Below are 12738 nucleotides of genomic sequence, written 5' to 3' on the forward strand. Positions count from 1 at the left end.
ATGCTCACCGCCCAACGCAAACAGCTCATCCTCAGTCGCCTCGCCACGCATGGGCAGATCGTGGCCGGGGAACTGGCTGAAGAGCTCGGCACCTCGGAAGACACCATTCGGCGCGATCTGCGCGAGCTCGCTCAGCAGGGCAAGCTGCAGCGCGTGCACGGTGGTGCGCTGCCCGCGTCAGCGGCGACGGGCGACCTGAGGGTGAGAGAGCAGGTGTCGTCGCAGGAAAAGCAGGCACTGGGGCGCTTCGGGGCGCAACTGATCAAGCCGGGCCAGGTGGTGATCGTTGATGGTGGAACCACCGCCATCCAGTTGGCGCGACATCTGCCGGCCGACCTTCGCGCCACCGTGATCACCCACAGCCCCAACGTGGCCGTGGAACTGGCCGCTCACCGGCATGTGGACATCATCGTGCTGGGCGGGCGGCTGTTCCGGCACTCCATGGTGAATGTCGGCGCGTCGGTCATCGAGGCGGCTTCGCGCTTTCGTGCCGACCTGTTTTTTCTGGGCGTGACGGGCGTGCACCCCGAGGCGGGGCTCAGCACCGGCGATGCCGAAGAGGCCGATGTGAAGCGTGCCCTGCACGCAAGAGCGGCGGAAACCATCGTGCTCGCGTCGAGCGAGAAACTGCTCAGCGCCTCTGCCTACGTCATTGCGCCGATGAAGGCGCTGTCACTGCTGGTCGTTCCAGACAGCACGCGGCCCAAGACCCTGACGGCGCTGCGTGGGGGAGGCGTCAAGGTGCAAAAAGCAGGCTGAACCAGCGAATGAAGGGGTGATCCCGGTGTGCCGCAAGTTCAAAACCGCAGGTCGGGTGAAGGCGTGGGGTCCACCCCTTGGTCCAGCGCCGCTTCTCGCTCCACGCGCAGGGCCCGCCGGAAGGCCGGGCGGTCTTGCAGCCGCTGCCAGTACGCCGCCACCGCCGGGGGGAACTGCGCGTCCAGGCCCAGGTGGCGGGCGAGCACCAGGGCGTAGCCCACGGCCACGTCGGCGGCGGTGAAGCGGCCGGCGCACAGGTGCTCGTTGTGCTGCACGGCGGCGTCCACCGCGCGCAGCCGCGCCAGGAACCAGCGCGCGTAGTCGGCGGCCACCTGGGGTTGCAGGCGCTCGGGCGGTTCGAAGTGGGTGTAGCGCAGCACCAGCGTCTGCGGAAAGGTGAGCGTGGCGTCGCTCATGTGCAGCCAGTTCAGGTAGGCGCCAAAAGCCGGCTCGTTGGTCTGCACGTCGAGCCAGCCCGGGCTGTGGCGCGCCGCGAGGTACTGGCACATCGCGGCCGACTCGGTCATGCGGGTGGCGCCGTCTTCCAGCAGGGGCACGGTGCCCAGCGGGTTCAGGTCCAGGTAGGGGCGGGCGTGCACGCGCGGCGGGAAGGGCAGCACGCGCAATTCATAAGGCAGGCCCAGTTCTTCGAGCATCCACAGGGGACGCAGGGAGCGGGCGCTGACGCAGTGGTGCAAGACGATCATGGGGCGGGTTCCTGGTTCGTGCGGCGTTGCCTTCACACGCTTGAATGCAAAGCCGTGTCAGTGGCGTTTCTTGAATGGCCGCAGGTCGTGCATGCCGGGCAGGGCGCGTGGGTCGGTGCCCTCGGGGAAGATGCGGTGCTTCAGGATCTTCTGCGTGCCAGTGGTGGGGATCTCGGCCGCAAACCAGAGCCAGCCGGGGGCTTTGTAGTAGGCCAGCTGCTGGTGGCAAAAGTCGAAGAGCGCGCGCGCCGCCTCGGGCGTTTCACGGCCGTTGCGGTCTTTCAGCACCACGCAGGCCAGCACCTCTTCCTCGCGCACCTCGTCGGGCAGCGCCATCACCGCCACGTTGGCGACCCACGGGTGGGTGAGCAGCAGCGCCTCGACCTCGGCGGCGGCGATGTTCTCGCCCGAGCGGCGGATGATGTTCTTGCGGCGGTCCATGAAATGGAACATGCCGTCGTCGCCCCGGCTCACAATGTCGCCGGTGTGGAACCAGCCGCCGCGCCAGGCCTCGGCCGTGGCCTGCGGGTGGTCGAGGTAGCCGCTGAAAAAGTGCCGGCGCGGCGTGGCTTCGGAGTGGCGGATCACCAGTTCGCCGGGGGTGCCGTCGGGCAGCACCTGGCCGGCCTCGTCCATCACGCAGGCGTCCAGGCCCGGGCGTGCGCGGCCGAAGGCCCGGGTGCCGACCTGGCGTGGTTCGTGGCAGTCGCACAGGGGCCGCACCATCTCGGTCATGCCCCAGAGTTCGAGCAGCGGGAAGCCGTAGCGCGCCTCGAACTTCGCGTGCAGCTGGGGCTCGACGCCGGCGCCGTAGCCAAAGCGCACCTGGTGCGCGCGCTCCAGATCGCTCTCGGGCTGGTTGAGCAGCATGGGCACCACCACGCCGAGGTAGTGCACGATGGTGGCGTGGCTCTGCACCACCTCGGTCCACCAGCGGCCGGGCTGGAAACGGTCGGTCTGCACCTGGCAGCCGCCGCTGAGCAGCATGCAGTAGAACGACAGGATGGACGCGTTCACATGGAACAGCGGCAGCGGGTTGTAAAGGCGCTCGACGCCTTCGCGCACGGTCCCCAGGCCACCCTGGGTGGCGTACCAGTGGCCGGCGGCCAGCTCGTAGGTGTGCGAGAGCACGCAGCCCTTGGGCTGGCCCGTGGTGCCCGAGGTGTAGAGGATGCTGGCTGGCGTCTCGCCCACCGGTTCGCCGGGCCGGGCCGCGGCGGTTGGCGTTGGCAGGGGCTGGGTGTCCAGGCTTTCCAGCCAGGCCACGGCGGGCTGGTGGCGGGTCAGGGCCAGTGCCTCGCGCACCGCGTCGGCCCGCGAGGTCAGCGCCACGATCAGGTCCAGCCGCGCGTGGTCCACCACGTAGGCCAGCTCGCGCGGCCGGTGGTCCGGGTTGATGGGCACGATGCACACGCCCAGCGCATTGAGCGCGAGCTTGTGCAGCAGGTGCTCGGGCCGGCTCTCCAGGAACAGGCCCACGCGGTGGCCCAGGCCATAGCCGGCCGAGCGGTAGGCGGCCATCAGCGCGCGCACCTCGGTGGCCGCGTCGCTGTAACGGATCTCCCGGCCGGCGGGGTCGTGGGCGCGGGCGGGGTTGGCGGGCACGGCCAGCAGGCTGTGGCCCGCATAGCGCTCGCAGGCCGCGAAGAAGGCCTGGCCGATGGTGGTGTCGTCGTCGATGGCGATCATGGGGGCAGTCTAGGCAGGGTGGGGGTCATGGGCGCGCCATCGGGGTTGCAGATCAGGCCAAGGGTGGGTGAGCGGCTGGCATTTGCTTCCCCTCCCGGTGCCCTGGGTTGCGCCAAGTCCAGAATGGGGCCCATGACCGCCCTGCGAAAAAAAGCCCCTCCGCTCACACGGCGCAGCCCCCGCCAGGTGCGGGCGCACGAAACCCTGGCTGTGATCCTGGAGGCGGCCTGGCTCCTGCTCCAGCAGCGGGGGCTTGCGGGCTTCAACACCAACCGGATTGCCGAGCGTGCGGGCGTCAGCATCGGCACGCTGTATGGCTACTTCCCCAACAAGCAGGCCATTCTGGTGGCGCTGGCGCGCCGGCTGTTGCAGGCGGACCGGCAAGCCGTGGCGGATGCGCTGGAGGCTGCTGCAGCGCAGGGCGCGGACCCTGTGCGTTGCATCGTTCGCGTGCTGTTCCAGCGCCACCGGCAAGATGCGAGCCTGCGCAGAACCTTGCTGAGTGCCTATCTCGGCGCCGGGTTGGCGGGCGACGACGCCGAGCAGGTTCGGGCGCAGGTGGGGCACATCGTGTCGCACCCCGGTGGTCCGCTGGCGGGCCGCTCCCTGACCGAGGCGCAGCTTTTTGTCGTCTCGCGCGCCGTGCTCGGCGTCGCCCGGGCATTGACCGAAGACGCGGAGGCACTGCCCGTGTCCGATCAGGCGCTGGAGGACGAGTCGGTTCGCCTGGTCCGCGCTTACCTGGCCGTCGCCGGGGGTTGAGCCTGGCGGGCGACGAGGGCCAGCAGCGCGGCAAAAACAGCGTCCTCGGCCGCCAGGATGTCGGGCTTACCGTAGTCTCCGGCCGTCATGGCGACCACCAGGTCGAGTTCGGGAACCACGAAGAGCCGTTGGCCTCCGTTGCCGATGGCTTGAATCACCGCCAGCGATCGGCCCGCCACCGTGTGCTCGCTGGTCCACCACTGGTGGCCGTAGCCGAAGCGGGCGCTGGCCCGGATGTGGGTCGAGGTGGTGGCCTGCACCCAGGCCGACGGCACCACTTGCCGCCCTTGCCATTGCCCACCCCGCAGCACCAGGGCGCCGATCTTCAGCAGATCGCGCGGGCGCAGGCGCAGGCCGGCGTACGCCATGGGGCGACCGCGCAAGTCACGGCTCCAGGTCCATGTCTGGATGCCGAGTGGCTGAAACAGCTCGGCATCGACCACTTCGGCCCATGGACGGCCGGTGGACCGTTCGATGACGTCGACCAGCACCGAGGTCAGGCCGCCGCTGTAGACGAAGGTCTCGCCAGGGCGGGCCACGGCGTCGCGCCCGAACACGGTGGAATAGAAAGAGCCCGTCCAGGCCAGGGGCGTCTGGTCGTCGTCGCGTGTGCGCCGCACGGGGGACGGCTCGTCCCATGCCAGTCCGGCGCTCATCGTCAGCAGGTCGCGGATGCGGATCGCGTTTTTCGGCGGTTGATCGAGCGCCGGATGTTCGGCGTACAGGGACGCGACCGTCGTTTCCAGTCCGGGGACTTCCTTGCGCGCCAGCAGGACGCCGTACACCAGGCCGACCACGCTCTTGCTGATGGAGCGCATGTCGTGCAGGTCATCGGGGCCGAAGTGGCGGCGAGATGACCAGAGGCTGTACAAGCCCCGGTCCTGGCCGCTGCGATAGCGCTCGGCGACGGTGCGGTCACCGCGCATGACCAGCACGCTGTGGATGTTGAGTCCATCGGTGTCAATCCGGTTCAGCGCAGGGCCCCAATCCACCTCGGCCGCCGCTGCTGGGTGGCTGTGAGGCAGAGGTGGCGTGTCTGCGGCTTGGGCTGCTGGCAGGGTCAACAGCGCGGCGGTGGTCATGGTGGAAAGCCAGGCGCGGATGCAGGGAGGTCTGGGCGGTTGCATCGCACGATTGTCGGCAGCGGGTTCCCGGCCGCCTACTCGCATTGGCGAGCAGCGGATTGAATACCGCGTTGGAAGAAAAGCGCCCAGGGAATCAAGGACTTGCGAGCGAATCCCTGGGCGGCGTGGGCCGCTGCTGTCAGGTCAACTCGGGTTTGGTTCGCTCACGGAGCGCCCCGCATCCCGCCATTCCCCCGGCGTCACCCCCGTCCAGCCCTTGAACGCGCGGATGAAGCTCTTCTCGTTCTGAAACCCGGCCGCTTCGGCCACCTGTTTGATGGGTCTGGCCGTGCGCTGCAGCCACTCGATGGCGCGCTGGAGCCGCACCTCGTCTTTCAGCGCCTGCAGCGTCGCGCCTTCGTCTTTCAGCTGCCGGTGCAGGGTGCGGGCCGAAGTGTTGAGCTGCTCGGCGAGGTCCTCTGCGTTGTGGGCGGCGAGGGGCTGGCTGGTGAGCACGTGGCGCACACGCTGCACCAGCAGGCGGTCGCGCCGGTAGGGGCGCACCTGGATGGGCAAGGCGCGCTGCAGCATCTGGTTCATCGCGGCTTCGTCGCGCTTGAGGGGCAGGGCGAGGTAACGCGCGTCGAAGCGGATGGCGGCCTCGGGCGCGTCGAACGTCGTGGGGCCGTCGAACAGCACGCGATAGGCCTCGGCGTGCGCTGGCGCGGCGAACGGAAAGCTCGCGCCCAGCAGCGGGATGCGCGAGTCCACGAACCAGCAGGCCAGGCCGAGGCTGTTGCGCAGCACCGAGACGAAACAGAACTCGCGCAGGCTGCCGTCGCCGCCCGGCGGGCGGTGTTCGGTGAGGCCGATGCTGGCCACGTCGCCGCTGGTGGTCACGGCGAGCGTGACGTCGGGCGTGAGCAGGCCGTGGTGGCGGCACCAGCGTTTCAGGGCCACGCCCAGCGTGGGCGCCGACAGCGAGGCGCGCGCGAGCATGCCGTAGCTGCCCCAGGGCAGGGGCCGGGCAAACCAGCCCAGGGCTTCATCGTTCAGCTCGCGCATGGCCGCGCCCGACACGGCTTCCATTTGCGCCGCGGTGATGTGGCCCACCCGCTGCTGCAAAAGGGCTGGCGCAATCTGTGCCTGCGCCAGCGCGGGTGCCGGGTCCATGCCGCGCAACCGGTACGCGCGCACAATGGCTCGCACAAAGGCCATGGGCGTGGCGGCGCGCGCCATGCGCAGATCGCTGCGGGAACCCGGTGGGGGTGGGGTGGGGCTGGGCATGGCCGGCAGTGTGCCTCAGCGGCGGCACGATTTGCAACCATTCTGGCAACCGGTGCCCGGCACGAGCTTCTATGCTTGCGTTTGACGCCCGGCCCGATCCGGGCGACCGCCTTCGGAGGAGACACACCCATGAGCGCAGCCCTTTCAACCGCCGCACCGCTGGTGCACAGCCTGGCGCGCGGCGCGACCGACGTGCCGCTGATCGAGCAGACCATCGGCGCGTTTTTCGACGCCATGGTGGCGCGCCAGCCCGAGCACGAGGCGCTGGTGAGCGTGCACCAGGGCCGGCGCTACACCTACCGCGCGCTGCAGGCCGACGCGCAGCGCCTGGCCAGCGCGTTGCTGGCGCAGGGCCTGAACCCGGGCGACCGCGTGGGCATCTGGTCGCACAACAACGCCGAGTGGGTGCTGATGCAGCTGGCCACGGCGCAGGTCGGCCTGGTGCTGGTGAACATCAACCCCGCCTACCGCACGTCCGAAGTGGAGTACGCGCTCAACAAGGTCGGCTGCAAGCTGCTGGTCACCATGGCGCGCTTCAAGACCAGCGACTACCTGGGCATGCTGCGCGAGCTGGCGCCCGAGTGGGCGCATGGCCAACCGGGTGCGCTGGACGCCCAGCAGTTGCCGCACCTGAAAACCGTGGTCTGGATCGACGAGCCGGGGAAGGGCGCCGAAGAGGTCGGCCTGATGCGCTTCTCGGCGCTGCTCGCCCAGGGCGACGCCGCCGACCCGCGCGTGGCGCAGGTGTCGGCCACGCTCAAGGCGAGCGACCCGATCAACATCCAGTTCACCAGCGGCACCACCGGTTTCCCCAAGGGCGCCACGCTCACGCACCGCAACATCCTGAACAACGGCTTCTTCATTGGCGAGTGCATGAAGTTGACCAAGGCCGACCGCCTGTGCATCCCCGTGCCGCTGTACCACTGCTTCGGCATGGTGCTGGGCAACCTGGCCTGCTTCACCCACGGCTCGACCATCGTCTACCCCAACGACGGCTTCGACCCGCTGACCGTGTTGCAGACGGTGCAGGACGAACGCTGCACCGGCCTGCACGGCGTGCCCACCATGTTCATCGCCGAGCTGGACCACCCGCGTTTCAAGGAATTCGACCTCTCCACCCTGCGCACCGGCATCATGGCCGGTTCGCCGTGCCCCACCGCCGTGATGCAGCGCGTGGTGAGTGACATGCACCTGTCTGAAATCACCATCGCCTACGGCATGACCGAGACCAGCCCGGTGAGCTGCCAGAGCAGCACGGACACGCCGCTGGACCGACGCGTCTCCACCGTGGGCCAGGTGCAGCCGCACCTGGAAGTGAAGATCGTGAACCCCGACAGCGGCGAGGTGGTGCCGACCGGCCAGTCGGGCGAGCTGTGCACGCGCGGCTATTCGGTCATGCACGGCTACTGGGACGACCCGGCCAAGACGGCGGAGGCCATCGACGCCGACGGCTGGATGCACACCGGTGACCTCGCCACCATGGACGCCGAGGGCTACGTCAACATCGTCGGCCGCATCAAGGACATGGTGATCCGCGGTGGCGAAAACATCTACCCGCGCGAGATCGAAGAATTCCTCTACCGCATGCCGCAGGTGCAGGACGTGCAGGTGGTGGGCGTGCCCGATGCCAAATACGGCGAAGAGCTGTGCGCCTGGGTCATCGTCAAGCCCGGCCAGACGCTCGATGAAGACACTGTGCGCGCCTTCTGCAAAGGGCAGATTGCGCACTACAAGGTGCCGCGCTACATCCGCTTCGTGGACGCCTTCCCCATGACCGTGACCGGCAAGATCCAGAAGTTCAAGATACGCGATGCCATGAAGGACCAGCTCGGGCTGGCCGAAGCAAAGACCGCCTGAGATGAAATGCCCCCCTGCGCCGCTTCGCGTCTTCCCCCGGTGGGGGACCACGCCTGTGGCCCGGCAAAGCCGGTTCCACGGCGTGTGCTGGACGGTGCGCCTGACGCTCTCCAATTTGGGTAACTGATATGACGATCCTCGACACCAAACTCAACGCCCGCTCCGCCGACTTCCAGGCCAACGCCGCCGCCATGCGCGGGGTGGTGGACGACCTCAAGGCGCAGGTGGAAAAGGCCACGCTCGGTGGCGGCGACGCGGCGCGCGCCAAACACACCGCGCGCGGCAAGCTCCTGCCGCGCGACCGCGTGCAGATGCTGCTGGACCCGGGCACGCCCTTCCTGGAGCTGAGCCCGCTGGCCGCGATGGGCATGTACCCGGACCGCGACGGCAGCGACAGCGCGCCCTGCGCCGGTGTCATCGCGGGCATCGGCCGCGTGAGTGGGGTGGACTGCATGATCGTCTGCAACGACGCGACGGTGAAGGGCGGCACCTACTACCCGCTGACCGTCAAGAAGCACCTGCGCGCGCAGGAAGTGGCGCAGCAAAACAACTTGCCCTGCATCTACCTGGTGGACTCGGGCGGCGCCAACCTGCCGAACCAGGACGAGGTGTTTCCCGACCGCGACCACTTCGGTCGCATCTTTTTCAACCAGGCCAACATGAGCGCCAATGGCATCGCGCAGATCGCGGTGGTCATGGGCTCGTGCACGGCGGGCGGTGCCTACGTGCCAGCCATGAGCGACGAGACCATCATCGTCAAGAACCAGGGCACCATCTTCCTGGGCGGCCCGCCGCTGGTGAAGGCCGCCACGGGCGAGGTGGTCACGGCCGAAGACCTGGGCGGTGGCGACGTGCACACGCGCCTCTCGGGCGTGGCCGACCACCTGGCGCAGAACGACCTGCACGCGCTGGCCCTGGCGCGCCAGGCGGTGAAGAACCTCAACGCGCGCAAGGTGCCACCGATCACGACCATCGACCCGGTCGCGCCGCTGTACCCGGCCGAGGAGCTGTACGGCGTGATCCCGACCGACACGCGCAAGCCGTTTGACGTGCGCGAGATCATTGCCCGCATCGTCGATGGCAGCGACTTCGACGAGTTCAAGTCGCGCTTCGGCACCACCCTGGTCTGCGGCTTCGCGCGCATCGAAGGCATGCCGGTCGGCATCATCGCCAACAACGGCATTTTGTTCAGCGAATCGGCGCTCAAGGGCGCGCACTTCATCGAACTGTGCTGCCAGCGCAAGACGCCGCTGGTCTTCCTGCAGAACATCACCGGCTTCATGGTCGGCCGCAAGTACGAGAACGAAGGCATCGCGCGCAACGGCGCCAAGATGGTGACGGCTGTGGCCACCGCCGCGGTGCCGAAGTTCACCGTGATCATCGGCGGCAGCTTCGGCGCCGGCAACTACGGCATGTGCGGCCGCGCCTACAGCCCGCGCTTCCTCTGGATGTGGCCCAACGCGCGCATCAGCGTCATGGGCGGCGAGCAGGCCGCGAGCGTGCTGGCCACCGTCAAACGCGACGGCATCGAAGGCAAGGGCGGCAGCTGGAGCGCGGAAGAAGAAGCCGCGTTCAAGGCGCCCATCAAGGAACAGTACGAGGTGCAAGGGCACCCCTACTACGCCACCGCCCGCCTGTGGGACGACGGCGTGATCGACCCGGCCGACACGCGGCGCGTGCTGGCGCTGGGGCTGAGCGCTTCGCTGAACGCGCCGATCCCTGAGACGAAGTTTGGACTTTTCCGCATGTGATGTGTATGATTTTCTGATTTCATACACATTTAAGGAGGTTCGACATGCGAACCAATATCGTGATCGACGACAAGCTCATGGCGGATGTGATGGCCAGTGGCGACTTCAAGACCAAGCGCGAGGCGGTGGAAGAGGGCTTGCGCATGCTCAAGCGGCGCAAGGTCTATGACGGTTTGCTGGCCTTGCGCGGGAAGTTGCAGTGGGACGACTCCGACGAGGGCTGGGCAAGGTACCGGGCGGAACAGCAGGCCTTGAAGATGGCAGGCTCGCCTTATGACCGCGACATTGACGCGGCAGCAGATGTCCAGGCGGTCGTTCACCCGCAGGCGCTTCAAGAGCCAGCGCCGCCATCGCTGGCGGTCAAAGCCCGAAAGAAACCATGATTCTGGTGGACTCCAGCGTCTGGATTGATTTCTTCAACCAGGCCCAAACCCCGGAATGCCTGCAACTGGTGCGCTGGCTGGAAGCTGGCGATGTCTCCGTTGGAACGGCCGATCTGGTGGTGTTTGAGGTATTGCGCGGCTTCCGCAACGACAAAGCGTGTCTGGCTGCCCAGAAACTGATGCTGGAGCTGCCCGTGATGGACATTGGCGGAGCGGCCAACGCGCTCAGCGCGGCGGCGCTGTACCGACGTCTGCGCGCACAGGGCCGCACCGTGCGCAGTCCGATCGACGTGCTGCTCGCCAGCTACTGCATCACCCACGGCCACACGCTGCTGCACCGGGACGCCGATTTTGAATCGCTCAGAACTTTGGGAGGGTTGGACACATGGCCGCAATGAGCCCCTCTTTGAGTCCCTTTCACACCCACTTCACCCGACAGGCGCGTTACCACGTCTGGGCCACGCACCGCCTGCTCGACGCGGTTTCCCGTCTGACCGATGAAGAGTACCGGCGCGACGTGGGCCTGTTCTTCAAGAGCATCCACGGCACGCTGAACCACCTGCTGGTGGGCGAGCACCTGCTCTGGTACGCGCGCTTTTCCAAAGGCGCTTCGCCGCTGCTGGCGCTGGATGCGGAAATCGAACCCGACCGCGAACGCCTGGGCCAGGCGCTCAAGGGCGGCGCCGCCAACTGGGAACACCTGATCGCCAGCTGGCCCGCCGAGCGCTTCGACGGCCAGCTGGACTACCAGACCATGAAGGGCGTGCCGCAGTCGCTGCCGTTCGCGGCCACGCTGGCGCACGTGTTCAACCACGCCACCCACCACCGCGGCCAGATCACCGCCGCGCTCACCGCCCTGGGCCAGCCCGGCCCGGAGCTGGACTGGGTGTACCACCTGCAACTGGAAGCCGCCGAGGCGAAGAATTCGTGAGCACCGCCATGACCCCAGCCCTGACCATCGCGGTGCAAGACCGCATCGCCCGCATCACGCTCAGCCGCCCCGAGGTGCGCAACGCCTTCAACGACGAAGTGATTCAGGAACTCAAGGCCGCATTTGAAGCCGTGAGCGAACGCGACGACGTGCGCGCCGTCGTGCTCGCAGCCGTGGGCCCGGCCTTCTGCGCCGGGGCCGACCTCAACTGGATGCGCCGCATGGCCGACTACACGCGCGACGAAAACGTGGCCGATGCGGGCCAGCTCGCGGCCATGCTCCAGACCATCTACGAATGCCCCAAGCCCACCATCGCGGCCGTGCAGGGCGACGTGTTCGCCGGTGGCATGGGCCTGGTGGCAGCCTGCGATATGGCTGTGAGCGTGGACACGGCGACCTACTGCCTGAGCGAAGTGAAGCTCGGCCTGATCCCGGCCACCATCAGCCCCTACGTGATCCGCGCCATGGGCGCGCGCGCCTCGCACCGTTACTTCCTCACCGCCGAGCGCTTCAGCGCGCAGGAGGCGCACCGCATCGGCTTCGTGCACGAGCTGGTGGGCGCCGAGGCGCTGGACGCGAAGGTGAATGAACTGGCCCAGGCGCTGGTGAGCGCCAGCCCGGCCGCCGTGCGCGCCTGCAAGCGGCTGGTGCAGGACGTGGCCGAGCGCACCATCGACGCCGGCCTGATCGCGGCCATGGTGCAAGGCATTGCCGACATCCGCGCGAGCGAACAAGGCCGCGAGGGCGTGCAATCGTTCCTGCAGAAGCGCAAGCCCGCGTGGCTGGCGGGCTAGGCGGTTGCTTCCCTGAAGGAGAACACCATGGACGCACTCTGGACCACCCTCGTCAACTGGCTGCACGGCCTGGGCCTGCACGCGGGCACGGGCGTGGTCCATGAAGTCGGTGGCCAGGTGGTCGAGGGCGTGAGCGCCGCCGCCGGCCAGCTCGACATGCCCAGCCTGCTGGCGCTGGCCGCCGCGCTCGGCTGGGTCAGCGGCTTCCGGCTCTACGCGGTGGTGTTCATCGTCGGCATCGCGGGCTGGGTCGGCTGGATTCCGCTGCCCGAAGGCCTGCAGGTGCTGCAGCACCCGGCCATGCTCATCACCAGCGGTGCACTGCTGTTTGTGGAATTTTTCGCTGACAAGATTCCTGGGCTCGACTCGCTGTGGGACATGGTCAACAGCGTGATCCGCATTCCCGCCGGTGCCGCGCTGGCGGCTGGTGCGCTGGGCGCTGACGGCAGCACCATGGCCCTGGTGGGCGCGCTGCTCGGCGGCACGCTCGCGGCCAGCAGCCAGGCCGCCAAGACCACCACGCGCGCGGCCATCAACACCTCTCCCGAGCCCTTCTCCAACATCGCCATGAGCCTGGTCGAAGACGGCCTGGTGGTCGGCGCGGTCTGGCTGGCCACCAACCACCCGCTGGTGTTCGGCGTGCTGCTGGTCATCGCCGTGGTGCTGATGTGGATCGTCACCTGGATGCTGTTCAAGTTCCTGCGCGCGGTGTTCCGCCGCGCGCAATCCCTGTTTTCTTCTGCTACCGCCTGAG

Annotated in this window: 13 protein-coding genes; 9 read left to right on the forward strand and 4 right to left on the reverse strand. The window is 68.1% G+C overall.

Annotation, left to right across the window (positions count from 1 at the left end):
• Positions 1–759 (forward strand): DeoR/GlpR family DNA-binding transcription regulator, encoded by a 759-nt coding sequence (locus tag IM738_RS24990; RefSeq protein WP_236963685.1) that lies wholly within the window; start codon positions 1–3, stop codon positions 757–759.
• Positions 760–797: 38 nt separating this feature from the next.
• Here the strand turns inward: IM738_RS24990 and IM738_RS24995 are convergent, their stop codons facing one another.
• Together IM738_RS24995 and IM738_RS25000 are read right to left on the reverse strand one after the other, a co-directional pair.
• Positions 798–1466: a glutathione S-transferase family protein gene (locus IM738_RS24995; RefSeq protein ID WP_236963686.1), complete on the reverse strand. Its 669-nt coding sequence runs from the start codon at positions 1464–1466 to the stop codon at positions 798–800.
• A 57-nt stretch (positions 1467–1523) separates the two neighbouring features.
• On the reverse strand, positions 1524–3155 hold the full coding sequence (locus IM738_RS25000; RefSeq protein WP_236963687.1) for an AMP-binding protein: 1632 nt from the start codon (positions 3153–3155) through the stop codon (positions 1524–1526).
• 132 nt (positions 3156–3287) lie between these two features.
• Here IM738_RS25000 and IM738_RS25005 point away from each other — a divergent pair, with 132 nt between their 5' ends.
• The gene (locus tag IM738_RS25005) at positions 3288–3917 is read left to right on the forward strand and encodes a TetR/AcrR family transcriptional regulator (RefSeq protein WP_236963688.1); all 630 of its coding nucleotides are present in this window, start codon (positions 3288–3290) and stop codon (positions 3915–3917) included.
• Here the strand turns inward: IM738_RS25005 and IM738_RS25010 are convergent.
• Both IM738_RS25010 and IM738_RS25015 read right to left on the reverse strand, forming a co-directional pair.
• A complete protein-coding gene (locus IM738_RS25010) occupies positions 3893–5044 on the reverse strand; it encodes a serine hydrolase domain-containing protein (RefSeq protein WP_236963689.1) in 1152 nt (383 codons plus the stop codon). The two genes, IM738_RS25005 and IM738_RS25010, sit on opposite strands and share 25 nt — an antisense overlap.
• Positions 5045–5185: 141 nt before the next feature.
• Positions 5186–6268: an AraC family transcriptional regulator gene (locus IM738_RS25015; RefSeq protein WP_236963690.1), complete on the reverse strand. Its 1083-nt coding sequence runs from the start codon at positions 6266–6268 to the stop codon at positions 5186–5188.
• A gap of 129 nt (positions 6269–6397) precedes the next feature.
• Here IM738_RS25015 and IM738_RS25020 point away from each other — a divergent pair, with 129 nt between their 5' ends.
• From IM738_RS25020 to IM738_RS25050, 7 genes are all read left to right on the forward strand, one after another.
• Positions 6398–8125 carry an AMP-binding protein gene (locus IM738_RS25020; RefSeq protein ID WP_236963691.1) on the forward strand — a complete coding sequence of 576 codons (1728 nt, stop codon included), beginning with the start codon at positions 6398–6400 and terminating at the stop codon, positions 8123–8125.
• A 128-nt stretch (positions 8126–8253) separates the two neighbouring features.
• Complete coding sequence (locus IM738_RS25025) at positions 8254–9876, forward strand: carboxyl transferase domain-containing protein (protein ID WP_236963692.1); 1623 nt, start codon at positions 8254–8256, stop codon at positions 9874–9876.
• Positions 9877–9920: 44 nt separating this feature from the next.
• Positions 9921–10259: a type II toxin-antitoxin system VapB family antitoxin gene (locus IM738_RS25030; RefSeq protein WP_236963693.1), complete on the forward strand. Its 339-nt coding sequence runs from the start codon at positions 9921–9923 to the stop codon at positions 10257–10259.
• Positions 10256–10657 carry a type II toxin-antitoxin system VapC family toxin gene (vapC, locus tag IM738_RS25035; protein ID WP_236963694.1) on the forward strand — a complete coding sequence of 134 codons (402 nt, stop codon included), beginning with the start codon at positions 10256–10258 and terminating at the stop codon, positions 10655–10657. Before IM738_RS25030 ends, vapC begins: the two co-directional genes overlap by 4 nt.
• A complete protein-coding gene (locus IM738_RS25040) occupies positions 10654–11190 on the forward strand; it encodes a DinB family protein (RefSeq protein WP_442908471.1) in 537 nt (178 codons plus the stop codon). The genes vapC and IM738_RS25040 overlap by 4 nt, the downstream gene beginning before the upstream one ends.
• A gap of 8 nt (positions 11191–11198) precedes the next feature.
• A complete protein-coding gene (locus tag IM738_RS25045) occupies positions 11199–11984 on the forward strand; it encodes an enoyl-CoA hydratase/isomerase family protein (protein WP_236963696.1) in 786 nt (261 codons plus the stop codon).
• 27 nt (positions 11985–12011) lie between these two features.
• The gene (locus IM738_RS25050; protein ID WP_236963697.1) at positions 12012–12737 is read left to right on the forward strand and encodes a DUF4126 domain-containing protein; all 726 of its coding nucleotides are present in this window, start codon (positions 12012–12014) and stop codon (positions 12735–12737) included.
• Position 12738: the final 1 nt, after the last annotated feature.

The sequence above is a fragment of the Hydrogenophaga sp. SL48 genome (genome assembly GCF_021729865.1).
In the GTDB taxonomy this organism is placed as follows: domain Bacteria; phylum Pseudomonadota; class Gammaproteobacteria; order Burkholderiales; family Burkholderiaceae_C; genus Hydrogenophaga.

Coding starts and splice junctions, on each gene's coding strand:
- IM738_RS25005 (WP_236963688.1), top strand. CDS start 3,288: ATGACCGCCCTGCGAAAAAAAGCCCCTCCGCTCACACGGCGCAGCCCC.
- IM738_RS25020 (WP_236963691.1), top strand. CDS start 6,398: ATGAGCGCAGCCCTTTCAACCGCCGCACCGCTGGTGCACAGCCTGGCG.
- IM738_RS24995 (WP_236963686.1), bottom strand. CDS start 1,466: ATGATCGTCTTGCACCACTGCGTCAGCGCCCGCTCCCTGCGTCCCCTG.
- IM738_RS25015 (WP_236963690.1), bottom strand. CDS start 6,268: ATGCCCAGCCCCACCCCACCCCCACCGGGTTCCCGCAGCGATCTGCGC.
- IM738_RS25030 (WP_236963693.1), top strand. CDS start 9,921: ATGCGAACCAATATCGTGATCGACGACAAGCTCATGGCGGATGTGATG.
- IM738_RS25000 (WP_236963687.1), bottom strand. CDS start 3,155: ATGATCGCCATCGACGACGACACCACCATCGGCCAGGCCTTCTTCGCG.
- IM738_RS25045 (WP_236963696.1), top strand. CDS start 11,199: ATGACCCCAGCCCTGACCATCGCGGTGCAAGACCGCATCGCCCGCATC.
- IM738_RS25025 (WP_236963692.1), top strand. CDS start 8,254: ATGACGATCCTCGACACCAAACTCAACGCCCGCTCCGCCGACTTCCAG.
- IM738_RS25040 (WP_442908471.1), top strand. CDS start 10,654: ATGAGCCCCTCTTTGAGTCCCTTTCACACCCACTTCACCCGACAGGCG.
- IM738_RS25050 (WP_236963697.1), top strand. CDS start 12,012: ATGGACGCACTCTGGACCACCCTCGTCAACTGGCTGCACGGCCTGGGC.
- IM738_RS24990 (WP_236963685.1), top strand. CDS start 1: ATGCTCACCGCCCAACGCAAACAGCTCATCCTCAGTCGCCTCGCCACG.
- vapC (WP_236963694.1), top strand. CDS start 10,256: ATGATTCTGGTGGACTCCAGCGTCTGGATTGATTTCTTCAACCAGGCC.
- IM738_RS25010 (WP_236963689.1), bottom strand. CDS start 5,044: ATGCAACCGCCCAGACCTCCCTGCATCCGCGCCTGGCTTTCCACCATG.